This is a genomic window from Streptomyces sp. YPW6, assembly GCF_018866325.1.
GTDB lineage: Bacteria > Actinomycetota > Actinomycetes > Streptomycetales > Streptomycetaceae > Streptomyces.
The window spans coordinates 5,256,339-5,279,943 of record NZ_CP076457.1 but is presented as its reverse complement, the minus strand read 5'-3'; the positions used below and the strand labels follow the sequence as shown (position 1 = coordinate 5,279,943).

General features: G+C 71.8%; 18 protein-coding genes. 5 read left to right on the top strand and 13 right to left on the bottom strand.

The genetic code is table 11. The annotated features are described in order from the left end of the window. Window positions 1-245: 245 nt before the first annotated feature. The 6 genes from KME66_RS23320 to iolC all read right to left on the bottom strand — a co-directional run bounded on the left by KME66_RS23320 (window position 246) and on the right by iolC (window position 7,791). Window positions 246-866, bottom strand: coding sequence for a DUF4291 domain-containing protein (locus KME66_RS23320; RefSeq protein ID WP_216325568.1), 621 nt, complete (start codon window positions 864-866; stop codon window positions 246-248). A gap of 77 nt (window positions 867-943) precedes the next feature. Next, a complete protein-coding gene (mmsA, locus tag KME66_RS23315) occupies window positions 944-2,446 on the bottom strand; it encodes a CoA-acylating methylmalonate-semialdehyde dehydrogenase (protein WP_216325565.1) in 1,503 nt (500 codons plus the stop codon). A gap of 113 nt (window positions 2,447-2,559) precedes the next feature. Then, a complete protein-coding gene (gene iolD / locus KME66_RS23310) occupies window positions 2,560-4,515 on the bottom strand; it encodes a 3D-(3,5/4)-trihydroxycyclohexane-1,2-dione acylhydrolase (decyclizing) (RefSeq protein WP_216325562.1) in 1,956 nt (651 codons plus the stop codon). Continuing rightward, window positions 4,512-5,585, bottom strand: coding sequence for a 5-deoxy-glucuronate isomerase (gene iolB / locus KME66_RS23305; protein ID WP_216325559.1), 1,074 nt, complete (start codon window positions 5,583-5,585; stop codon window positions 4,512-4,514). Before iolB ends, iolD begins: the two co-directional genes overlap by 4 nt. Further along, window positions 5,582-6,493 (bottom strand): deoxyribose-phosphate aldolase, encoded by a 912-nt coding sequence (locus KME66_RS23300; RefSeq protein WP_216325556.1) that lies wholly within the window; start codon window positions 6,491-6,493, stop codon window positions 5,582-5,584. The genes iolB and KME66_RS23300 overlap by 4 nt, the downstream gene beginning before the upstream one ends. After that, a complete protein-coding gene (iolC, locus tag KME66_RS23295) occupies window positions 6,490-7,791 on the bottom strand; it encodes a 5-dehydro-2-deoxygluconokinase (RefSeq protein ID WP_216325554.1) in 1,302 nt (433 codons plus the stop codon). Before iolC ends, KME66_RS23300 begins: the two co-directional genes overlap by 4 nt. A gap of 159 nt (window positions 7,792-7,950) precedes the next feature. Here iolC and KME66_RS23290 point away from each other — a divergent pair, with 159 nt between their 5' ends. After that, window positions 7,951-8,877: a sugar phosphate isomerase/epimerase gene (locus tag KME66_RS23290; protein WP_073216510.1), complete on the top strand. Its 927-nt coding sequence runs from the start codon at window positions 7,951-7,953 to the stop codon at window positions 8,875-8,877. 68 nt (window positions 8,878-8,945) lie between these two features. Here KME66_RS23290 and KME66_RS23285 read toward each other — a convergent pair whose 3' ends face one another. After that, on the bottom strand, window positions 8,946-9,470 hold the full coding sequence (locus KME66_RS23285; RefSeq protein WP_178378919.1) for a DinB family protein: 525 nt from the start codon (window positions 9,468-9,470) through the stop codon (window positions 8,946-8,948). A gap of 238 nt (window positions 9,471-9,708) precedes the next feature. Here KME66_RS23285 and KME66_RS23280 point away from each other — a divergent pair, with 238 nt between their 5' ends. After that, a complete protein-coding gene (locus KME66_RS23280; protein ID WP_010064909.1) occupies window positions 9,709-9,900 on the top strand; it encodes a MerR family transcriptional regulator in 192 nt (63 codons plus the stop codon). Window positions 9,901-9,945: 45 nt separating this feature from the next. On the opposite strand, the gene KME66_RS23275 is transcribed toward KME66_RS23280, so the two are convergent. Together KME66_RS23275 and KME66_RS23270 are read right to left on the bottom strand one after the other, a co-directional pair. Continuing rightward, complete coding sequence (locus tag KME66_RS23275) at window positions 9,946-10,701, bottom strand: class I SAM-dependent methyltransferase (protein WP_216325551.1); 756 nt, start codon at window positions 10,699-10,701, stop codon at window positions 9,946-9,948. A 230-nt stretch (window positions 10,702-10,931) separates the two neighbouring features. Then, window positions 10,932-13,310 (bottom strand): MMPL family transporter, encoded by a 2,379-nt coding sequence (locus KME66_RS23270; RefSeq protein WP_216325548.1) that lies wholly within the window; start codon window positions 13,308-13,310, stop codon window positions 10,932-10,934. Window positions 13,311-13,462: 152 nt separating this feature from the next. Here KME66_RS23270 and KME66_RS23265 point away from each other — a divergent pair, with 152 nt between their 5' ends. The 3 genes from KME66_RS23265 (at window position 13,463) to KME66_RS23255 (ending at window position 17,168) form a co-directional block, all read left to right on the top strand. Beyond that, window positions 13,463-14,218, top strand: coding sequence for a TetR/AcrR family transcriptional regulator (locus tag KME66_RS23265; protein ID WP_216325544.1), 756 nt, complete (start codon window positions 13,463-13,465; stop codon window positions 14,216-14,218). A gap of 98 nt (window positions 14,219-14,316) precedes the next feature. Beyond that, entirely contained in the window at window positions 14,317-14,634 is a 318-nt protein-coding gene (locus KME66_RS23260; protein WP_216325542.1) for a heavy-metal-associated domain-containing protein, read from the top strand. Window positions 14,635-14,735: 101 nt separating this feature from the next. Further along, window positions 14,736-17,168: a heavy metal translocating P-type ATPase gene (locus KME66_RS23255; protein WP_216325539.1), complete on the top strand. Its 2,433-nt coding sequence runs from the start codon at window positions 14,736-14,738 to the stop codon at window positions 17,166-17,168. Window positions 17,169-17,822: 654 nt separating this feature from the next. Here KME66_RS23255 and KME66_RS23250 read toward each other — a convergent pair. From KME66_RS23250 to KME66_RS23235, 4 genes are all read right to left on the bottom strand, one after another. Beyond that, window positions 17,823-19,121 carry a citrate synthase gene (locus KME66_RS23250; RefSeq protein ID WP_010056523.1) on the bottom strand — a complete coding sequence of 433 codons (1,299 nt, stop codon included), beginning with the start codon at window positions 19,119-19,121 and terminating at the stop codon, window positions 17,823-17,825. 215 nt (window positions 19,122-19,336) lie between these two features. Further along, entirely contained in the window at window positions 19,337-21,562 is a 2,226-nt protein-coding gene (locus KME66_RS23245) for an ATP-dependent RecD-like DNA helicase (protein WP_216325536.1), read from the bottom strand. 119 nt (window positions 21,563-21,681) lie between these two features. Then, the gene (locus tag KME66_RS23240; RefSeq protein WP_216325533.1) at window positions 21,682-22,371 is read right to left on the bottom strand and encodes a response regulator transcription factor; all 690 of its coding nucleotides are present in this window, start codon (window positions 22,369-22,371) and stop codon (window positions 21,682-21,684) included. Between the two features lie 42 nt (window positions 22,372-22,413). Continuing rightward, entirely contained in the window at window positions 22,414-23,520 is a 1,107-nt protein-coding gene (locus KME66_RS23235; RefSeq protein WP_253208454.1) for a sensor histidine kinase, read from the bottom strand. Window positions 23,521-23,605: the final 85 nt, after the last annotated feature.

Here is a 23,605-nt window from a genome sequence, read left to right as displayed (position 1 = left end):
TTCGGCGGGCCCCCGCACCGGGTGGCGGTCGCCCCTCCGCACGTTCGCCGCGTGGGCACAGCGCGCACATCAACACCACCGGTCCGCCCGGCTGTTCGGAACGTCCGCCCGGCGGTGACGAGGACGGCCGGCGCCGAGTCCGCCGTTCCGGAGGCGGGGGCGTCTTCCGGCGCTGCGGAACGTCACATGGCCGGCTCCGAGTCCGCCGTTCCGGAGGCCTGGGCGTCTTCCGGCGCTGCGGAACGTCACATGGCCGGCTCCGAGGAGCCGTCGGGCACCGGCCGGGGCGCCGCCAGGTCCAACGGCGTCTCCACCGGCAGCAGGGCGGCGGCCCGCTCCCGGTCCCCCGCCCGGACCGCCGCGTGCACCTCGCGGGCGAGGGGGGTGACGTCGCGTACGGAGACGGTCCACTCGTCGGCGTAGCGCCGGGACGCCTCGCCGCTCAGTCCGAGCTGGAGCGAGCGGTACGGGAGCGGGTTCAGGTCTAGGTCGCGTTCGGGGTCCCACTGGACCCGGGCGGGGGCGGTGCGCAGGCTGCGCCGCCAGGCGGCCTGGTCCGCGTGCACACCGCTTGCGTAGTGGGAGAGTTCGGCGTTCGCGAGGGCCCATTCCAGGCCGCTGCAGGAGATCTCGACGGCGAGGACGACCTCCTGCCCCTCCTTGGTGCCCCAGCCGCAGCGGTACATCATCCACAGGAAGCTGGGCTTGATCCAGGTCATCCGGTCCCGCTTCCACTCGGCGGGGAACCGTCCGTCGCGGGCGGCGGGCAGGCCGATGGCCGGCCGGTACGCCTGGTAGACGGTGACCGTCGTGGCGGTGTGGAGCGCGCGGATCTGGTGGCGGGGAGGGACGGGCGGGGTGTTCATGGGTCCCAGGATGCGGGACACGGCCGCGCCCGGGCATCCGGATTTCGCCGGAGGCCCCGGGCGCGGCCGGGGGTGGGTCAGTGGTTGCGCGGGAAGCCGAGGTCGACGCCGGCGGGGGCGTCGGCCGGGTCGGGCCAGCGGGTGGTGGTGACCTTGCCGCGGGTGTAGAAGTGCACGCCGTCGTTGCCGTAGATGTGGTGGTCGCCGAAGAGCGAGTCCTTCCAGCCGCCGAAGGAGTGGTAGCCCACCGGGACCGGGATCGGCACGTTGACGCCGACCATGCCCGCCTGGATCTCCAGCTGGAAGCGGCGGGCCGCGCCGCCGTCGCGGGTGAAGATCGCGGTGCCGTTGCCGAACGGCGAGGCGTTCATGAGGGCGACGCCGTCCTCATACGACTCCACGCGCAGCACGCACAGCACCGGGCCGAAGATCTCGTCCTGGTAGGCGTCGGAGTCGGTGGAGACCTTGTCCAGGAGGGACAGGCCGATCCAGTGCCCGCCCTCGAAGCCCTCGACCGTGTGGCCCGTGCCGTCGAGGACGACCTCGGCGCCCTGGGCGGCGGCGCCCGTGACGTACGAGGCGACCTTGTCGCGGTGGGCGGCGGTGATCAGGGGGCCCATCTCGGAGGTCGGGTCGTTGCCGGGGCCGATCTTGATCTTCTCGGCGCGCTCGCGGATCTTGGCCACCAGCTCGTCGCCGATCGCGCCGACCGCGACGACCGCGGAGATCGCCATGCAGCGCTCACCCGCGGAGCCGTACGCCGCCGAGACCGCCGCGTCGGCCGCCGCGTCCAGGTCCGCGTCCGGGAGGACCAGCATGTGGTTCTTCGCGCCGCCGAGCGCCTGGACGCGCTTGCCGTTGGCGGAGGCGGTGGCGTGGATGTAGCGGGCGATGGGGGTGGAGCCGACGAAGGAGACCGCCGCCACGTCGGGGTGGTTCAGGAGGGCGTCCACCGCGACCTTGTCCCCGTGGACGACGTTCAGCACTCCGTCCGGAAGGCCCGCCTCGGCCGCCAGTTCGGCGAGCAGGTTGGCGGCCGACGGGTCCTTCTCGCTCGGCTTCAGCACGAACGTGTTGCCGCACGCGATGGCCAGCGGGAACATCCACATCGGCACCATGGCGGGGAAGTTGAACGGGGTGATGCCCGCGACCACGCCCAGCGACTGGCGGATCGAGGAGACGTCGACCCGGTTGGAGACCTGGGTGGACAGCTCGCCCTTGAGCTGGGTGGTGATCCCGCACGCCAGCTCGACGATCTCCAGACCCCGGGCGACCTCGCCCAGCGCGTCCGAGTGCACCTTGCCGTGCTCGGCGGTGATCAGCGCGGCGATGTCGTCGCGGTGGGCGTCGAGCAGCGCGCGGTAGCGGAAGAGGACGGCGGTGCGCTGGGCGAGCGAGGAGGTGCCCCAGGTCGCGTACGCGGCCTTCGCCGCCGCCACCGCCGCGCCCACCTCGTCCGCCGAGGCCAGCGCCACCTGCGTGGTGACCGCGCCGGTGGCCGGGTCGGTGACGGGACCGTACTGGCCCGACGTGCCCTCCACTGTCTTGCCGCCGATCCAGTGGTTGACGGTCTTCGTCATGACGTACTCCTTCAGACTTCGGGCAGGCGCGGGCGCAGACGCAGGTTCAGGCGTTCAGGCGTTCAGGCGTTCAGGCGTTCAGGCGTTCAGGCGTTCAGGCGTTCAGCAAGGCTTCACAGATGGCGGCGTCGGGCGGCGACCCGGCGGTCGTACTCCTCCCGGGCCTTCACCGCCGCCGGCCGGCTCGCGGTTTCGGCTACCGGAACATCCCACCACGCCTGCGCCGGAGGGGGGCCCGACACTGTGTCGGGCGTTTCGGTCTCGACGTAGACACAAGTGGGGCCCTCCGCGTCGCGGGCCTCGGAGAGGGCTTTGCGCAGGTCGTCGACGGTGGCGGCGCGCAGGACCCGCAGTCCGAGAGAGGCCGCGTTGGCGGCCAGGTCGACGGGGAGCGGCGGGCCGGTGAAACCACCGTCGGCGTCGCGGTGGCGGTAGGCGGTGCCGAAGCGTTCCGCGCCGACCGCCTCGGAGAGGCCGCCGATGGAGGCGTACCCGTGGTTCTGGAGGATCACCAGCTTCAGCGGCAGGTTCTCCTGGACGGCGGTGACGATCTCGGTGGGGTTCATCAGGTACGTGCCGTCACCGACCAGGGCCCAGACGGGCCGGGTCCGCCGTCGGCTTCCGGCGGCGAGCAGGACGCCGATCGCCGCCGGGATCTCGTAGCCCATGCAGGAGTAGCCGTACTCCACGTGGTACTGGTCGCGGGAGCGGGTCCGCCAGAGTTTGTGCAGGTCGCCGGGGAGGGAGCCGGCGGCGTTGATGAGGATGTCCTCCTCGGTGACCAGGTCGTCCAGGAGGCCGAGGACCTGGGTCTGGGTGGGGCGCGCGGTGGGGTCGGGGGTGGCGAAGGATGCGTCGACCCGTTCCTCCCACGCCTCCTTCGCGCCGGTGTACTCCGTCTCGTACGCCGGATCGACCCGGTAGCCACGTCCGGCGAGGGCCGTCGTGAGCGCCTCAAGGCCCGCGCGGGCGTCGGCGACCAGCGGGAGCGCGGCGAGCTTGTGGGCGTCGAAGGCGGTGATGTTGAGGTGGAGGAAGCGGACGGCCGGGTTCGAGAAGAGGGTGCCGGACGCGGTGGTGAAGTCGGAGAAGCGGGTGCCGATGCCGATGACCAGGTCGGCGGCGCGGGCGAGCTCGTCGGCGGTGGCGGTGCCGGTGTGGCCGATGCCGCCGACGTCGGCCGGATGGTCGTGGCGGAGCGCGCCCTTGCCCGCCTGGGTGGAGGCGACCGGGATGCGCGTCGCGGCGGTGAACGCGGCGAGCGTCTCCTCGGCGGCGCTGTGCCGCACCCCGCCGCCCGCGACGATCAGGGGGCGACGGGCGGAGCGGATCGCCCGTACCGCCGTCTCCAGCTCGTGCGTGTCGGGCGCGGGCCTGCGGACGTGCCAGTCGCGTTCGGCGAAGAACTCCTCCGGCCAGTCGTACGCCTCCGCCTGGACGTCCTGCGGCAGCGCGAGCGTGACTGCCCCGGTCTCGGCCGGGTCGGCAAGGACGCGCATCGCCTGGAGAGCGGCCGGAATCAGAGCCTCCGGCCGGGTGATCCGGTCGAAGTGGCGCGAGACCGGCCGCAGGCAGTCGTTGACGGACACGTCACCGGCGTACGGCACTTCGAGCTGTTGCAGTACGGGGTCGGCGGGCCGGGTCGCGAAGGTGTCGCCGGGCAGCAGCAGGACGGGCAGCCGGTTGATCGTGGCGAGGGCGGCCCCGGTGACGAGGTTGGTGGCCCCCGGCCCGATGGACGTGGTCACCGCGTGCGCGGAGAGCCGCCCCGACTGGCGGGCGTACCCGACGGCCGCGTGCACCATGGCCTGTTCGTTGCGGCCCTGGAGGTACGGCATGCGGTGCGCGGTGCCGTTCCCTCCGTGGCCCGCCTCCACGAGCGCCTGGCCGATGCCCGCGACGTTGCCGTGCCCGAAGATGCCCCAGGTGGCGCTGATCAGCCGCTGCCGGCGGCCGTCGCGCTCGGTGTACTGCCGGGCCAGGAAGGCGACCAGGGCCTGAGCGGTGGTCAGACGGCGGGTGGGGGCGGGGTGGTGCCTCTTCGGGCTCGCGGGGCTCTTCGGGCTCAAGGCGTTACCTCCGGGCCGGGCGACGGATGCGCCGTGTAGAGCGGAAGTCTGGCGTCGATCGGCTCGTCCGGCCAGGTGTCGCGGATCCACCGGTGGTCGGGATGGTCGCGGATCAGCCAGGCGCGCTCCTCCCCCGGCCCGGCCATCACGTTCAGGTAGTAGAGCGTCCGGCCGGGCGGTGCGATGGACGGGCCGTGCCAGCCGTCGGGGATGAGGACCACGTCGCCGCCCCGGACTTCGGCGAGGACGTCCGTACCGCCGTCGCGCGACGGGGAGACCCGGTGGTAGCCGAGCCCGCCGTCCCGCACCTCGAAGTAGTAGATCTCCTCCAGTTCGCACTCCTCGCCCGGCACGTGCTCGTCGTGTTTGTGGGGCGGGTAGGAGGACCAGTTGCCCCCGGGGGTGAGGACCTCGACGGCGATCAGCCGGTCGCAGTCGAAGGTGTCGGCGGCGGCGAAGTTGTTCACCTGGCGGGAGCAGGTCCCGGAGCCGCGCAGTTCGACGGGTACCTCCGGCGCGGGGCCGTAGCGAGCGGGGAGTCGTCGCTCGCACTTCGCTCCTGCCAGGGCGAAGCGGCCTCCTGCGCCGGAGGCGATCTGTGCGTGGGCGTCGCGCGGTAGGTAGGCGAAGTCGGAGACCCCGCTGAACACGCTCTCCCGGCCCCGCAGTTCAAAGGTCTCACCTGCGATACGCACCGTACAGGCACCGGCCAACGGCAGGACGATCCATTCGCTTTCTCCGGTGACGAGCGTGTGAACACCGCCCGGCCCCAGCTCCAGCACCCGCAACGCCGAACGGTCCCAGCCGGCTCGTCCGGGATCGATGTCGACGGCGTACGCCCCGCGCGCGGCACTGCCGGACGGGAGGTGGAACCGGCGCTGTTCCCGGTGCTGGTGCGGGTCCTGCCCCTGGTGCTGGTCGCGTACGTGATTCCGGTGCCGGTGCTGGGGCTGTTCCCGGTGCTGGCCCTGGTGCTGGTGCTGCTGCTGGCCCTGGTGCTGTTCCCGGTCCTGGTCCCGGTGCTGTTCCTGGTCGCGGTGCTGTTCCTGGTCGGGGTGGTCCGTCGTCATGGCCCTTCCCTACCCGGACCGAGCAGCGATACGGCGGTGTCGACGGCGAGCGTCACGTCCCCGTCGGCCGGGTAGAGCAGCGAGCGGCCCACGACCAGCCCCCGGACCGTGGGCAGCCGCAGCGCGTCGTGCCACTTGCCGTAGGCGGCGTCCTGGTCGTCGCCCACCTCGCCGCCGAGCAGGACGGCGGGGAGCGTGGACGCCTCCATCGCCCGCCCCATGGCGTCGGGGTCGTCGGTGACGGGCACCTTCAGCCAGGTGTACGCGGACGTCCCGGCGAGGCCCGACGCGATGGCGATGGAGGTCGCCACGGCGGCGGCCCCGAGGTCGTTGCGGAGGCGGCCGTCGACGCGGCGGCAGAGGAACGGTTCGACGAACACGGGCAGCCGGTGCGCGGCCATCGCGTCGATCGTCCGGGCGGCGGTGTGCAGGGTGTCCAGCGAACCGGGGTCGCCGTGGTCGATCCGCAGCAGCAGCTTCCCCGCGTCGAACCCCTGGCGGACCAGGTCGTCGGGACGGTGGCCGGTGAACCGGTCGTCGAGCTCGAAGGCCGCGCCCGCGAGACCGCCCCGGTTCATCGAGCCCATGACGACCTTGTCCTCCAGGGCGCCGAGCAGGAGGAGATCGTCCAGGACGTCGGCCGATGCGAGCACCCCGTCGACCCCGGGCCGGGAGAGGGCGAGGCAGAGCCGCTCCAGCAGCTCGAAGCGGTTGGCCATGGCGAGGGACCGGTCCCCCACGGCGAGCGCGCCGCGCGCGGGATGGTCGGCCGCGACGATCATCAACTGGTCGCCGGGGTGCCGGATCAGCCGCCGCCTCCGCCGTCGTGCGGCGGCCTCGGCAACGGCCTCGGGGCGCTCGGCGCGCAGCCGGACGAGCGCGGAGAGGGAGGGCGCGAGCGGCGTCACGAGCCGGCTCCGGTCCGGGGGGACGCAGGGACGTCGGGGCCGGGAGCGGGGTCAGGGCCGGGGAGGGCGTCCGGACCGGGACCGAAGTGGGGGCGGGTCCCGGGCCCGGGGTCGGGGTGGCCGTCGGGAACGGGGTGGGCGTCGGGGCTGGGGTGGGCGTCGGGGCCGCCGCGAGTGGCCGGGGGGACCGGATCGCCCGGGGCGGGACACGTGGCGGAGCCCGAGGCGGCACGCGTGGCGGAGCCCGGGGCGGCACGCGTGGCGAGGTCCGGGGCGGCACGCGTCGCGAGGTCCCGCGTTACGGCGCCGGACGCGAGGGCCTCCTCGACCTCGTCCGGGAACGGCATCGCGGACGAGCAGGCAATCCGGGAGGCGACGATGGCGCCGGCCGCGTTCGCGTACCGCACGACGCGGTCCAGCGGCCACCCGGCGAGCAGCCCGTGGCAGAGCGCGCCCCCGAACGCGTCCCCGGCGCCGAGGCCGTTGACCACGTCGACCGGCAGTGGCGGGCAGTCGGCGGTGGTGCCGTCACGGTGCACCGCGAGCACACCCTCCGGCCCCCGCTTGACGACGGCGAGCTCCACCCCGGCCGCGAGCAACGCCCGAGCCGCGGCGTACGGTTCGCGTTCACCGGTCGCGACGGCGCACTCGTCGACGTTGCCGACGGCGACCGTGGCATGGGCCAGCGCTTCGCGGTACCGGGCGGGCGCCTCCGGACTGTCGTCGCCCCCGTCCCAGAACATGGGCCGCCAGTCGAGATCGAAGACGGTCGCCGTGGGCCGTGGGTCTTCCGCCGGGCGGTCGGCCCGCGTGGCACTCTCGCTCCGGGCGCGGAGGGCCGCCAGCGTGGCGGACCGGCTCGGCTCGGCGCTGAGCCCGGTGCCCGTCATCCAGAAGATCCTGGCGTCGCGCACGGCGTCCAGGTCGAGGTCCGGTGCGTGGATCTCCAGATCGGGGGCCTTGGGCCGGCGGTAGAAGTAGAGCGGGAAGTCGTCCGGCGGGAAGATCTCGCAGAAGGTCACCGGGGTCGGGTACTCCGCGACGGCCGTGGCCCAGCGGGGGTCCACGCCGAACCGGTCCAGTTCCTGGCGGAGGTAGGCGCCGAAGGGATCCTCCCCGGTCCGGGTGATGAGGGCCGTGCGCCGCCCCTGCCGGGCCGCCGCCACCGCGACGTTCGCCGGGGAACCGCCGAGGAACCTGCCGAACGTCTCGACCCGGGCGAGCGGTACCCCGGCCTCCAACGGGTAGAGGTCGACGCCGATCCGCCCCATGGTGATCACGTCGTACGGCTCAGGCATGCCCATCCCTTCGCACCACCGGTCAGCACCACCGGTTCGCCCGGCCGATGGCCGGCTGGCCCCAGGTCTAGCCCTCCGCCCGGAACCCTGTCAACATTTTGTCCGGACATTCGGACGAACTCTTGACACTCTTCCGCGCGGGCCAGGAGGCTGGGCGTTATGACCCCTTCCGCCCCGTCCTCGGCCCGCATCCGTATCGGCTCGGCTCCCGACTCCTGGGGTGTGTGGTTCCCCGACGATCCGCAGCAAGTGCCCTGGCAGCGCTTCCTCGACGAGGTGGCCGAGGCCGGATACGCGTGGATCGAGCTCGGCCCGTACGGCTACCTGCCCACTGATCCGGCCCGGCTGGCCGACGAGACGCGCGGCCGGGGGCTCACGGTCTCCGCCGGAACCGTCTTCACCGGATTGCATCACGGACCGGACGTCTGGGACCGGACCTGGGCGCATGTCGCGGACATCGCCGCGCTGACCCGGGCCATGGGCGCCGAACATCTGGTCGTCATCCCCTCCTTCTGGCGTGACGACAAGACGGGCGAGGTGCTGGAGGACCGCACGCTCACCCCGGCGCAGTGGCGGGATCTGACCGCGCAGACGGAGCGGCTGGGCCGGGAGGTCCGGGAGCGGTTCGGGCTGCGGATCGTCGTCCACCCGCACGCCGACACCCACATCGACACCGAGGAGAACGTCAACCGCTTCCTCGACGCCACCGACCCCGACCTGGTCTCGCTCTGCCTGGACACCGGGCACTACGCCTACTGCGGCGGCGACAGCGTCAAGCTCATCGAGACGTACGGGGAACGCATCGGCTACCTCCATCTCAAGCAGGTCGACCCCCGGGTCCTGGCGGCGGTGGTGGCGGACGAGGTGCCGTTCGGCCCGGCGGTGGCCCGGGGCGTGATGTGCGAGCCGCCCGGCGGGGTCCCCGCCCTGGAACCGGTACTGGACGCGGCGCGCGCCCTGGACGTCGACCTGTTCGCGATCGTGGAGCAGGACATGTACCCGTGCCCGCCGGACAAGCCGCTCCCCATCGCACGCCGCACCCGGGAGTTCCTCCGCTCCTGCGGACGGCCCGGCTCACCCCTCTGAGACAGCCCCGGGGCCCGGATCCTGAACGCGGCAGGCGCCGGGCTCCGGAAACACGGTCCAGCAGCGGATCAGAGCCCCGTACGCCCGTCCACGCGTTCGCGGATCAGATCGGCGTGGCCGCAGTGCCGCGCGTACTCGCCGATCATGTGTGTGTAGATCCAGCGCAGCGTGACCCGCGCGCCCATGAACGGGCTGGTGTCGTCGAGCGCCCGCGCAGCGCAGTTCTTCCGGGCCGCCGCCACTTCTCCCTCCCAGCGCGCGAGCGCCTGCGCGTGGGTGGCGTCCTCGGCGAGCTCCCAGCCCCCGTCACGGCCCTGGCTTCCGTCGCCGTCTCCGGCCGGCGGGACGAAGAACGGCGGGGCGTCCTCCTGCGCGAGCACCCGGCGGAACCAGTTCCGCTCGACCTCGGCCAGATGCTGGAGCAGTCCGAGCAGAGTCATCGGGGAGGGCGCCGCCGACGCCTCGCGCAGCCCCTCCTCCGGCAGGTCGGCGCATTTCTGGGCGAGGGTGGCGCGGTAGAAGTCGAGCCAGCTCTCCAAGGTGGTGCGTTCGTCGGCGTCGAGCGGGGGCATCGGGCGTTCGGCAGTACTCATGCTCTTCATCGTGGCACCGGGGTCTGACAGCGGCCGCTCTCCTCGTCGCCCCTCTGTCACCACCAGCAACGCTTCATTCTTTCTGTCACTGCGGTAACCGTTTCGGCACACATATCTCCGTTACGCGGGTTTTCCGTCACAGCCGGGCGACAGCCCCACCCAGCCTGCTGCTCGGGGTCGTTCAACCGGGCACAGGCTGAGCGATCGTCAGCTTGGGACGTGCAGAGAGGTGTCATCGATGACGGACAGAACGCTCTGGTCCTACAAGGACATTGCCGCGCACATCCAGGTCCAGCCGGACACCGTCCGCTCCTATCGCAAGCACGGGCTCCTGCCCCCGCCCGACCAGGTGAAGAACGGCAAGCCGTACTGGTACGGAGACACCGTCCGCGCCTGGGTCGCCTCGCGCCCCCGCAACCGGGGGCGCTGACGCCCGGCCCGGACGCCACGGCGCCCCCGCCGCCCCAGCCTTCCGCTACCCCGGACCGGCGGCCCTGCGGAAGAGTGCCGTCCAGAGGAACGGCTCCCCGAAGAGCGGGGACTCGGGAGGCTCGTCGTTCATCCGGCGCAGTTCGATCTCCCTCAGCCCGGAGAAGACGCTGCGCAGCTCGTCGTCCGTGTAGGCGAGCCCGCCGTGCAGACCGCCCGTCAGATACAGCTCGGCGTCCGGCAACTCCGAGCCCATCCCGCCCTCCCCCGCGGCGAAGCAGGTGAGCGCGAAGTGGCCGCCGGGCGCGAGGCAGCGCTCCAGGAGGGCGAGATAGCTGATCCGCCGGTGGGGCGGCAGATGGTGGAAGCAACCCGAGTCGTAGATCAGGTCGTAGGGACCGGTCAGGGCGGCGCCCGCCGCCGTCAGGGCGAACGCGTCACCGTGGTGGAACCGGATGGAGTCGGCCCCTGCCTTCTCGGCCCGCTCCCGGGCCCACGCCAGCGCCGCCGGGGAGAGGTCGACCGCGTCGACCTCGAAGCCGAGCGAGGCCAGGTGGACCGCGTTGCGGCCGGGGCCACAGCCGAGTTCGAGCGCGCGCCCCGGGGCCGTCCGCCCTTGGCGGATCAGGGCGTCGAGGTTCTCGTCGGGCTTGTCCGCGAAGAACGGCACCTCCCGTGACCGGTCCGCGTAGAACGCGTCCCACCAGGACGCTCCGCCGACCGTCCACCGGTCCGCTTCCGGGGCGAACAGTCCGTCCATCAAAGCCAATACGTCATCCGTCGTACGGACGTTCCGGTCCATTCGGGCCCCCTTTTCCGTTGCGGGAATTCTAGGCCGGACGAGCACGAAAGCCCAGGTCAGAGCCGCTTTGGCGATGCCGTAGACGGGCTTGTGGAGCCTTCCTGGCGGGCGGCGGGGCCGGGCCCTCCGCCCGCCACCCGTTCGGCGGCGGGCGGGCCCGTCCTGTCGCGCCCAGAGGGCACTCCCGGCTTCCCCGGGAGCTCTTTCCGGGCGACTTCCTCTCGGAGGTATCAGCGCCGCGCCGGTTCGCCGAGCTCTCTGCTCGCGCCCGGTATCTCCTCGGTCTCCGCTGCCCGTTCCGCTCCTTCCGGTCCGCCGCTGCCACCCGGACCGCCCGGGGCCTGCGGAGCGGCGGATGCGACGGCCGGGGCGGCTTCCCCTTCGCTCAGGCCGAACCTGCGGTGGAAGGCCCTCAGAGGGGCGGGGGCCCACCAGGTGGAGCGGCCCATCAGCTTCATCACGGCGGGGACCAGCAGACTGCGCACCACCATGGCGTCCATCAGGACCGCGAGGGCGATGCCGAGCCCCAGCATCTTGGTGTTGGTGACCCGTGAGGTGCCGATGGCGACCATGACGACCGCGAGGATCACGGCGGCCGCGGTGATCAGTCCGCCGGTATGCCGGAGACCGAAGGTGACGGAGTGCTCGTGGTCGCCGGTGCGTTCGTACTCCTCCTTGATCCGGGATATCAGGAAGACCCCGTAGTCCATGGAGAGGCCGAAGGCCACGCAGAACATCAGGACGGGCAGCGTCGTCTCGATGTCGCCCGTACTGGTGAAGGAGAGCAGTCCGGAGAGATTCCCGTCCTGGAAGACCCAGACCACCGCTCCGAACATCGCGGTCAGGCTGAGGGCGTTGAGCACGACCGCCTGGAGCGGAATGAGGACGCTGCCGGTGAGCAGGAAGACCAGGAGCAGCGTCACGACCACGATGATCGCCAGGGCCCAGGGCAGCCGGTCGGCTATGGCGTCCTTGGAGTCGACGAGGACCGCCGCCGTACCCGTGACCGAGAGGTCGAGTGAGGAGGGGGACGGCATGGCTCTCAGGTCCCGTACGAGCTGCTGGGTCTCCTCACCGACGGCTTCGCCTTCGGGCAGCACGCTGTAGTAGGCGACGGGGCCGTCGGCGACCGGGCCGTCGACCCGCAGCACGCCGGGGAGCTGTTCGATCCGGTCCCTCAGGGCCGCGTGGTCGGCGGAGGAGGCCTGCCCCTCGGCGAGCACCTCCAGGCCTCCGCCGGGACTTCCGGGGAACCCCTCGCGGATGTGCTCCTGGACGACCCGCGACTCGGCGGTGGCCGGCAGCTGACGGTCGTCCGCCGTGCCGAACCTGACCCCGAGGAAGGGCAGTCCGAGGAGCAGGAGCCCGACGGTGGTGACGATGGCGAAGACGGGAGCCCTGCGCATCACCAGCGCACCCAGCCACGCCCAGCCCCGGCCGGGCGACGCGTCGGCGCCACCGGCGGAATGGGCCCGGAGGCCTCCGGCCACGGTGCCCGCGGCACCCGCCGTGTCGCCCCCGGCCGTCGCGGCCGCCTTCCGGCGGCGGAAAAGCCGGCGCAGGTCCAGCGAATTGATCCGGGGGCCGAGCAGCACGAACGCCGCGGGTAGCAGGATCAGCGCGGCAGCGGCGGCCAGGAGGACCACGGCGATCCCGGCGTAGGCGAAGGACCGCAGGAAGTACTGCGGGAAGACGAGCATGGCCGACAGGGACACCGCCACGGTCAGCGCCGAGAACAGCACCGTACGCCCGGCGGTCCGCAGCGTCGTGCCCACCGCCGTCCGGGTGTCCGCGCCGGCCGCCAGCTCCTCGCGGAACCGGCGGACGATGAACAGGGCGTAGTCGATGGCGAGTCCGAGGCCGAGGGCCGTGGTGAGGTTCATCGCGAAGACCGAGACGTCGGTGAACTCCGTCAGTCCCCGCAGCACGGCGTTGGTGCCGAGGATGGCGACGATGCCGACAGCGAGGGGCAGCATCGCGGCCACGGCGCTGCCGAAGACCATGACCAGCAGGACGAGTGTCACCGGCAGGGCGATCAGCTCGGCCCGCAGCAGATCCTCCTGGATGATCGTCTGCATCTCGTGCTGCACGGCGACGGGCCCGCCGAGGGAGACCGTCACCGGCCCCCGCTCCCCCGCGAAGTCCGGGGCCAGCCGGTCGAGGGTCTCACCCGCGGTCTTCTCGTCGCCGCCGATCCGGGCGGCGATGACGGCCTCCCGGCCGTCCTCGGAACGCAGAGCGGGCGACGCGGTCTCCCAGTAGGAACCGACCCCCGATATCCCCGGCTCGGCCTTCAGCCGCTCCGCCAGGCGGGCGGCCTCGGCGGCCACCGCCGGGTCGTCGACACCCGCGGAGCCGCTGTCCACCAGCAGGAGCAGATTGGGCTGCGAGGCGGGGAACTCCCGGGCCAGCACCTCCGTCGCGTACGTCGACTCGGCGTCGGGGGCCTGCCAGCCGCCGCTGCCCATCCGGTCCGCCACCCCGCTCCCGGCGAACACGGCGAGGGTGGTGATCACCAGCGCGGCCAGCAGCGCGAGCCGCGGTCGGGCGGTGACGAACCGGGTCCAGCCGCCGCCCGGGGGCGGCGCGGAACGGTTGACTTCGGACATGGTGCGGTGTCCCCTTCACCGAGACCCGGGCAGCGCAGGGCAGCATGGGTCGGTCGTTGCCATTCATCCTGGCAAACACGAGTAGTCGCTCGCGTTTCTCTAGAATGCGAGTGACTGCTCGCGTTTGTCAATCGCGTCATGAGAGCTGGGGATTGACCGTGCCGGAGGCCAAAGCCAACAAGACCGCCGCCGAGGCCGCCGTCGAAGCCGCCACCGAGGGAGCCGCGGGAGCCGAGGGAGCCGCGGACAGGACGGCGGGCCCCGCCCGCCCCCGCCGCCGCCAGGCCCGCGGCGAGGCCCGGATCGCGCAACTGCTCCGGGCGGCCGCCGACGTCTTCTGCACCAGCGGCTACACCGCGTCCAGCACCAACGCCATCGCCCGCGAGGCCGGGGTCTCCCCCGGCACGCTCTACCAGTTCTTCCCGAACAAGGAGGCCATCGCCGTCGAGCTCGGGGACCGGCTGCTGGACCGCTGGCGGGACACCTACGGGGCCGCCTTCGCACAGAGTCACACGGAGCTCCCGCTGGACCGGATGCTGGACGCGATCCTCGATCCGCTGATCGCCTTCAACTGCGAGAACCCGGCGTTCTTCGTCCTGATGCACGGCTCGGAGATCCCCGGCCGGATCACCGAGGCGCACGACACGCTGCACGCGACGATGCTGACGCGGGTCGAGTCAGTGCTCGCCGACTACCTCCCGGACCTGCCCGCCCCCGACATCCACCGCATCGCCGAGATGGCCTTCATGGTCTTCAAGGCCGGACTGGACCTGATCATGGCCACCGACGGCGAGGAGCGCACGGCCTACATCCAGGAGCTGAAGACGGTGATGTACCGCTACCTGGACCCCCTGGTCGGCGACGAGGCGGCATGCCCGGCGCCGACAGAGCGCATTGATACCCCCTAGGGGTATAGTGTGGCTGAGGCGGGGACGCCACGAGGGCCTCTGCGGTCCCACGTGCCCCGCCGTGCCGCCCGAAACGTGTTCGCGAAGAGGAGAACGTCATGACCGCCCAGACCGACACCACGCCGTCCACCGGTTCCTGCTGCTCGCCCGCCGGCTCCTGCCACGACGGCGCGGCCGACGTGCAGATCGAGCAGGCCGACTCGGTCACCGCCGTGTACCAGGTCAAGGGCATGACCTGCGGCCACTGCGAGGGGGCCGTGTCGGAGGAGATCTCCGGGATCGCGGGCGTCACCTCGGTCGCCGCCGTCGCCTCCACCGGCCTGGTCACCGTCGCGTCCAAGGCCCCGCTGGCCGAGGACGCCGTCCGCGCCGCCGTCGACGAGGCCGGATACGAGCTTCTCGGCCCGGCCGCCTGAGCGCCGGCCTCCACCGCACCACCCGCCCGCCGTCGGGCCGGGCCGCACCGGTCGATACTGGTGGGGTACGGCCCGATCTGCGTTTTCCAGGAGTTCCGGACATGGCCAGCACAGCAGCCGACTTCCCGGCCACCGGCGTCTCCCGCGCCGAGCTCATGATCGGCGGGATGACCTGCGCCTCGTGCGCCGCCCGGGTCGAGAAGAAGCTCAACCGGATGGAGGGCGTCACCGCCACGGTGAACTACGCGACCGAGAAGGCCCGCGTCACCTTCGGGGAGGGGCTGAAGCTGGGGGATCTCGTCGCCACGGTCGAGAAGACCGGCTACACGGCCCGCCCCGTCACCGTCCCGGCGCCCGCCCCTGAAGCCGCCCAGGACTCCGTCCCGGGCCCCGGACAGGAATGTCCGCCGGAATCCGCGTCGCAGCTCCCGTCGCGGCCCATGCCGCAGTCCACGCTGGAGCCCGGTCCGCAGTCCACGCTGGAGCCCGTGCCGGAACGCACGGCGGAGCCCGTGCCGGAGCCCGCCCCCGGCGTCGTCGCCCGGGACGCCGACGCGGAGCAGGACGCCTCCCTCACCGCGCTCCGGCAGCGCCTCGTCGTCTCCGCCGCGCTGGCCGCCCCGGTCGTCGTGCTCGCCATGGTTCCGGCGCTCCAGTTCGACTTCTGGCAGTGGCTGAGCCTCACCCTCACCGCGCCCGTCGTCGTCTGGGGCGGCCTGCCCTTCCACCGGGCCGCCTGGACCAACGCCAAGCACGGCGCGGCGACGATGGACACGCTGGTCTCGCTCGGCACGCTCGCCGCGTTCGGCTGGTCCCTGTGGGCCCTGTTCCTCGGCGACGCGGGCATGCCCGGTATGCGCCACGGCTTCGATCCGACCGTCTCGCGCGCCGACGCCGCCTCGACGATCTACCTGGAGGTGGCGGCCGGAGTCATCGCGTTCATCCTCCTGGGCCGCTACCTGGAAGCCCGCGCGAAGCGGAAGTCCGGCGCGGCGCTGCGGGCGCTGATGGAGCTGGGGGCGAAGGACGTCGCCGTGCTGAGGGGAGGCAGGGAGGTACGTGTCCCGGCGGACACGCTGGCCGTCGGCGACCGCTTCGTCGTGCGTCCCGGGGAGAAGATCGCGACGGACGGGACCGTGGTCGAGGGCTCCTCCGCCGTGGACGCCTCGATGCTCACCGGCGAGTCCGTACCCGTCGAGGTCACCACCGGCGACACCGTCACCGGCGCCACCCTCAACGCCGGAGGACGCCTCCTCGTCGAAGCCACCCGCATCGGCAACGACACCCAACTCGCCCGCATGGCCCGACTCGTCGAAGACGCCCAGAACGGCAAAGCCTCCGCACAACGCCTCGCCGACCGCATCTCCGCCGTCTTCGTCCCCGTCGTCATCACCCTCGCCCTGGCCACCCTCGGCTTCTGGCTCGGCAACGGCGCCGGACTCACCACCGCCTTCACCGCAGCCGTCGCCGTCCTCATCATCGCCTGCCCCTGCGCCCTCGGCCTCGCCACCCCCACCGCCCTCATGGTCGGCACCGGCCGCGGCGCCCAACTCGGCATCCTCATCAAAGGCCCCGAAGTCCTGGAAACCACCCGCCACGCCGACACCATCGTCCTCGACAAGACCGGCACCGTCACCACCGGCCGCATGACCCTCCACACCACCCACACCACCCACGAAACCGACAAGACCGAAGTCCTACGACTGGCAGGAGCCCTGGAGAACGCCTCCGAACACCCCATCGCCCAAGCCGTCGCCACCGCAGCCACCGACACCACCGGCCCCCTCCCCACCCCCGAGGACTTCACCAACATCCCCGGCCTCGGCGTCCAGGGCACCGTCGAGGGACACGCCGTCCTCGTCGGGCGGCCCCGCCTCGTCGCCGATGCCGGGATCCCCCTCCCGCCAGCGCTGGCGCGGGCCCTGGAGGAGAACGAGGCGCACGGGCGTACGGCGGTCGTCGTCGCCTGGGACTCAGTGGCCCGGGGCGTGTTCGGGGTGGCGGACACGGTCAAGGACAGCAGCGCGGCAGCCGTGGCCGAGCTGCGCGGCCTGGGTCTGGAGCCGATCCTGCTGACCGGCGACAACCGGGCCGTGGCGGAGGCCGTGGCGCGCGAGGTGGGCATCGGCACGGTCCTCGCGGAGGTGCTCCCCGAGGACAAGGTGAACGTCGTGAAGCGCCTTCAGGCCGAGGGCCGGGTCGTCGCCATGGTCGGCGACGGGGTCAACGACGCCGCCGCCCTGGCCACGGCATCCCTGGGGCTGGCGATGGGCACTGGGACGGATGCGGCGATCGAGGCGAGCGACATCACACTGGTTCGTGGAGATCTCAAGGTGACAGCTGACGCAATCCGCCTTTCCAGGCGTACGCTGGCCACCATCAGGGGCAACCTCTTCTGGCCCTTCGGGTACAACGTTGCGGCCTTGCCCCTGGCTGCAAGTGGCCTGCTCAACCCTATGATCGCGGGAGCCGCCATGGCGTTTTCGTCCGTGTTCGTCGTCACGAACAGCCTTCGGTTGCGTGCCTTCACGTAACTTCCACAAAGAGATTTAGATCACACCGATTCCAGGGTAACCATCCGGTGGGTTCGCGAGTCTTAGAGTGCGACTGCCAAGGATGTCTTGGGGGACGTCCGACGGAGTGTCTTGGGGGACGCTCCTGATGGCATGCGTTGGCCGGGGCACGTGCACCGGGGAGCTTTGAGCGGCCCTCCCGTACGTACCCCGGCAGATCGCGGCACAACAGAACAACGGGAGCTTCGGCTCCTGCAGACGCCCGGCCGGATCCCGTGGGGGGAATCCGCTCCGGGATATGGGAAGCGCCCCGTCCGTCGACCCGTGGGGGGATCGACGGCGGGGCGCTTCTCCCTTGGGAGGCCCGCCACAAGCCGCCGGGCCCCACCGGACCGACCGGAGACCACCGCAGGCCGCCAGGCCCGAGGGAGCCCGCCCGCAAGCCTCCAGACCCGACCGGGGCCCACTCCCATCGCGAGCCGTCCGGGCCCGACCGGGGCCGGTCGGGCCGCCAGGGGGACCCGCCCCGGACCGCCGCAGAGCCGTGGCGGTCCCGCCGGACCCCCGTAACGCCGAATCGCCCCGGACACCGCGCTCTGTGCGAAGCGCGGTACGCGGGGCGAAGGCAGTCGGCCGAAGAGGCCGGGGCACTACGGGGCGGTCACGAGGTCCGGGTCAGCGGCCCTCGACCGGGACGAAGTCGCGCAGGACCTCGCCGGTGTAGATCTGGCGCGGGCGGCCGATGCGGGAACCCGGCTCCTTGATCATCTCGTGCCACTGGGCGATCCAGCCGGGCAGCCGGCCGAGCGCGAAGAGCACGGTGAACATCTCGGTCGGGAAGCCCATGGCCCGGTAGATCAGACCGGTGTAGAAGTCCACGTTGGGGTAGAGGTTGCGCGAGACGAAGTAGTCGTCGGAGAGCGCGTGCTCCTCCAGCTTGAGCGCGATGTCGAGCAGCTCGTCGGACTTGCCGAGCGCGGACAGCACGTCGTGCGCGGCAGCCTTGATGATCTTGGCGCGCGGGTCGAAGGACTTGTACACCCGGTGGCCGAAGCCCATCAGGCGGACGCCGTCCTCCTTGTTCTTCACCTTGCGGATGAAGGAGTCGACGTCGCCGCCGTTGGCCTGGATGCCTTCCAGCATCTCCAGCACCGACTGGTTGGCGCCGCCGTGCAGCGGGCCCCACAGCGCCGAGATGCCAGCGGAGATCGAGGCGAACATGTTCGCCTGCGAGGAGCCGACCAGACGCACGGTGGAGGTCGAACAGTTCTGCTCGTGGTCCGCGTGCAGGATGAGCAGCTTGTCCAGGGCCGAGACGACGACCGGGTCCAGCTCGTACTCCTGGGCGGGGACCGAGAAGGTCATGCGCAGGAAGTTCTCGACGTACCCGAGGTCGTTGCGCGGGTAGACGAAGGGGTGGCCGATCGACTTCTTGTAGGCGTACGCCGCGATCGTCGGGAGCTTCGCCAGCAGGCGGATCGTCGACAGGTGGCGCTGCTGCTCGTCGAACGGGTTGTGGCTGTCCTGGTAGAACGTGGACAGCGCGCTGACGACCGAGGACAGCATGGCCATCGGGTGGGCGTCGCGCGGGAAGCCGTCGAAGAACCGCTTGACGTCCTCGTGCAGCAGCGTGTGCTGGGTGATCTCGTTCTTGAACGCCGCCAGCTCGTCGACCTTGGGCAGGTCACCGTTGATCAGCGTGTACGCGACCTCGAGGAACGATGAGCGCTCGGCGAGCTGCTCGATCGGGTATCCGCGGTAGCGCAGGATGCCCTGCTCGCCGTCGAGGTACGTGATGGCGGATTTATAGGCGGCGGTGTTGCCGTATCCGCTGTCCAGCGTCACCAGGCCGGTATTGGCCCGGAGCTTCCCGATGTCGAAGCCCTTGTCGCCGACGGTGCTGTCGATCACCGGGTAGGTGTACTCGTCATCGCCGTACCGCAGTACTACAGCGTTGTTGGTGTGCTCGCTCACGTCATCCCTCACCGACGTAGTGCCTCTTCTTCGAGGTGCCCTGACTGTCTTCCACCCTCCCCCATTCGGCTCAGGAGAGTGCACTCGGGGTCGTCCATTGGACCTACTGACGGCACTGAGTGCCGCCAACTTACTCATCCTGCCCCCTTGACTGCGGTTCCGGAAGGCCTCCGTGATGTTTCCCACCGATTTGATCGATCATTTTTGTGCACGGGTCACGAGAAGTCTGCGCCGGAGCCGCCCCGGAGCCGGAAATCCAGTGCCGTACAGCGCCGGCCTGCGGAAACCGTGCGGACCGCCTGGCCGATCGCCTTACGGGACCCGACGAGGACGACGAGCTTCCTGGCCCGCGTCACGGCGGTGTAGAGCAGGTTGCGCTGGAGCATCATCCAGGCACTGGTGGTGACGGGGATGACGACGGCGGGATACTCGCTGCCCTGGGAGCGGTGGATCGTCATGGCGTACGCGTGGGCCAGCTCGTCCAGCTCGTCGAAGTCGTAGCCGATCTCCTCGTCCTCGTCGGTGCGGACGGTGAGCTTCTGTTCGTCCGGGTCGAGGGCGGTGACGACGCCGACGGTGCCGTTGAAAACGCCGTTCTCGCCCTTGTCGTAGTTGTTGCGGATCTGGGTGACCTTGTCGCCGACCCTGAAAACCCGCCCGCCGAACCGCTTCTCGGGGAGGTCGGGGCGGCCGGGGGTGATGGCCTGCTGGAGCAGCCCGTTCAGATGGCCCGCGCCGGCCGGGCCCCGGTGCATCGGGGCGAGGACCTGCACGTCCCGGCGGGCGTCGAACCCGAATTTGGCCGGAACACGACGGGCCGCGACATCGACGGCGAGCCTGCCCGCGTCCTCCGTCTCGTCCTCGACGAAGAGGAAGAAGTCGCTCAGCCCCTCGGTGAGGGGCGGCTGTCCGGCGTTGATGCGGTGGGCGTTGGTGACCACTCCGGACTGCTGGGCCTGGCGGAAGATCCGGGTGAGCCGGACGGCGGGGACCGGTCCGCCCTCCGCGAGCAGATCGCTCAGCACCTCCCCCGCGCCGACCGAGGGCAGCTGGTCCACGTCGCCCACGAGGAGGAGGTGGGCACCGGGTGCCACCGCCTTCACGAGCTTGTTGGCGAGCAGCAGATCGAGCATCGACGCCTCGTCGACGACGACCAGATCGGCGTCCAGGGGGCGGTCCCGGTCGTACGCCGCGTCCCCGCCCGGCTTGAGCTCCAGCAGCCGGTGCACGGTGGACGCCTCGGCCCCGGTCAGCTCGGAGAGACGTTTGGCGGCGCGCCCGGTGGGGGCGGCGAGCACCACCTTGGCCTTCTTCGCCCGGGCCAGCTCGACGATCGACCGGACGGTGAACGACTTCCCGCAGCCGGGGCCGCCGGTCAGGACGGCCACCTTGCGGCTGAGCGCGAGACGCACGGCCTGCTCCTGCTCGGGCGCGAGATCGGCCCCCGTACGCGTGGCGAGCCAGGCCAGGGCCTTGCCCCAGTCGACGTCCCGGAAGGCGGGCATCCGGTCCTCGCCGGTGTTCAGCAGCCGCCGCACCTGCCCGGCGAGGGACAGCTCGGCCCGGTGGAACGGGACGAGGTAGACCGCCGTGACCGGCTCGCCGCCCTCGGGGGACGGCACCTTCTCCCGTACGACGCCCTCCGGGTCGGCGGCGAGCTCGGCCAGGCACTCGATGACCAGCCCGGTGTCGACCTGGAGCAGCTTGACGCCGTCCGCGATGAGCCGTTCCTCGGGGAGGTAGCAGTGCCCCTGGTCGGAGGACTGGGACAGCGCGTACTGCAGCCCGGCCTTGACCCGCTCGGGGCTGTCGTGCGGGATGCCGACGGCCTGGGCGATCTTGTCCGCGGTGAGGAAGCCGATGCCCCAGACGTCGGCGGCCAGCCGGTAGGGCTGGTTCCTCACGACGGAGATGGAGGCGTCCTCGTACTTCTTGTAGATGCGGACGGCGATGGAGGTGGAGACGCCGACACCCTGGAGGAAGACCATGACCTCCTTGATCGCCTTCTGTTCCTCCCAGGCCGCCGCGATCATCTTCGTGCGCTTGGGGCCGAGGCCGGGGACCTCGACGAGCCGCTTCGGTTCCTGCTCGATGACGTCGAGGGTGTCGACGCCGAAGTGGGTGGTGATCCGGTCGGCCATCACCGGCCCGATGCCCTTGATCAGCCCGGAGCCCAGATAGCGGCGGATGCCCTGGATGGTGGCGGGCAGCACGGTGGTGTAGTTCTCCACGGTGAACTGCTTGCCGTACTGCGCGTGCGAGCCCCAACGGCCCTCCATCCGCAGCGACTCGCCGACCTGCGCGCCGAGCAGCGCACCGACCACGGTGAGGAGGTCGCCGGCTCCGCGCCCGGTGTCGACGCGCGCCACCGTGTACCCGTTCTCCTCGTTGGCGTAGGTGATCCGCTCCAGGACCCCTTCGAGGACGGCCATGTTCGACATGACCCGACGCTACCGGGTGCCACTGACAGGCCGGTTCGGGGGTGCGTGGCGGCTCATCGCCGTCGCGTTGTGCGGGTACGGGACCGGCGTCGGAGTGACCGGAGTGACCGGGATCCGCGCTACTCCCGTGGGACCGGGCCGGCCAGTCCGTTCTCCCAGGACCAGGCGGCTATGCCCACCCGGTTGCGGACCTTCAACTTCGCCTGGATGTTGGCGATGTGGGTCTTGGCGGTGCCCGCCGTGATGAAGAGCTTCTCGCCGATCTCGGCGTTGGTGAGTCCCTCGGCGACCAGACGGGCGATCTCCCTCTCCCGGGTGGTGAGAGGCGACGGAGACGCGGACGCCACCTGGGCGGGGGCGAAGGCGGGGGCAAGGTTCCGGAGCAGCCGGACCGTGATCTGGGGGCTGATGAGCATGTCCCCCGCCATCGCCGCCCTGACCCCCTCGACCAGCAGCCCGGGGCCCGAGCGCTTGAGCAGGAATCCGCAGGCGCCGTCGCGCAGGGCCGTACGTACGTAGTCGTCGTGGTCAAAGGTGGTGACGACGAGGACGCGCATCGGGTCCGGTACGCCAGGGCCCGCGAGGCGTCGGGTCACTTCGAGGCCGTCCACGCCCGGCATCCGGATGTCGGCGAGGACCAGGTCGGGACGCAGGGTGCGGGCGAGGTCGACGGCGGCGAGGCCGTCCGCCGCCTCGCCGACCACCGTCATGTCGGGCTGCGAGCCGAGGATGAGGCGGAACCCGCTGCGGACGTCCTCCTGGTCGTCGGCGATCAGGATGCGGGTCGGGCCACCGGGGGGCGTTGTCATGGCGTCTTCTCCCGCGTCGTCATGGCGTCTTCTCCGGCGTCGTCATGGCGTCTTCTCCTTCGGGGGCGCGGCGGGCAGGACGGCGGTGAGCTGCCAGCCGCCGTCGCCGTGGGGCCCGGCGGTGAGGGTTCCGCCGAGGGCCTGGGCATGCTCGGTGAGTGCGGGGAGGCCGAGGCCGCCGCGCCGGGGGGCGCGGCGGGCGGAGGGGCCCGCGCCACGGTCGTTGGTGATGCGTAGCTCCACCGTGGTGGCCGTGGGGGTGAAGGCGACGGTGGCGCGGGAGGCGTCGGGGGCGTGCCGGCGGATGTTGGTCAGGCCCTCGACGACGATGCGGTACGCGGCGGAGCCGGCCTCGCGCGAGAGCCGCTCCGTGACCGGGTGAGGCAGGTCGAGATGGGCTTCGGTGGCTCCCGCGGCAGTGAAGTTCTCCACCAGGACATGGAGTTGGGACACGTCGGGGAGTGGCTCGGTGGCTGCCGGCTCCGGGCCGTGCAGCATGCGCACCGTCCGGTCCATCGCGGCGAGGGCGCTCAGGCCCGCCTTCTCGATGCGTTCCAGGGCGAGCACCGCGTGGGAGGGGTCGGTGGCGGCGACGAAGCGGGCGGCCTGGGCCTGGACGACGATGCCGCTGATGTCATGCGCGACGAAATCGTGCAGGTCGCGGGAGAGTTGAAGACGCTGGGCGCTTCGGGCCGCGGCCACCGCACGCCGACGCCGCAGTTCCTGGCGTCGGGGGTAGGCGCCAGCCGCCGCCGCGGCGGCCACGGGGAGAAGCCAGAAGGCGCCGATCCCGATGGATTCCGGGAAGGAGTCACCGGTGACCAGCGGCAGCGGCCAGAGAGTCACCGCGAGGGTGGCCGGCGGGAGGGCCCACGCGAGCTGGTCCCCCCGTGACCAGCGGGTGACCACGGCCACGAGGAGCGACAGGAGGGCGACCTCCGCCAGCTTCCAGCCGGAACCGGCCCGCAGCGGGGCGAAGCTGGTGATCAGGGAGAGGACCGCGCACACCGCGGTCGGACGGGCGAGGCGACCGAGCCGCCGCCGCACCTCGGTGCGGCGGCACGCGACGGCCCACAGCAGCGAGCCCGCCGCCGCGAGCGACGGCAAGGCGCCAAGCGCCATGGCGGCCGGGCCGGTTGATTCCCCCATGACGATCAGCGTACGAGGGTGGGGTGAGGCCGGACTCTCTGCCGTTCGGCAGAGAACGGCAGGCCGGCGGCGCGTTCGCGGTGCC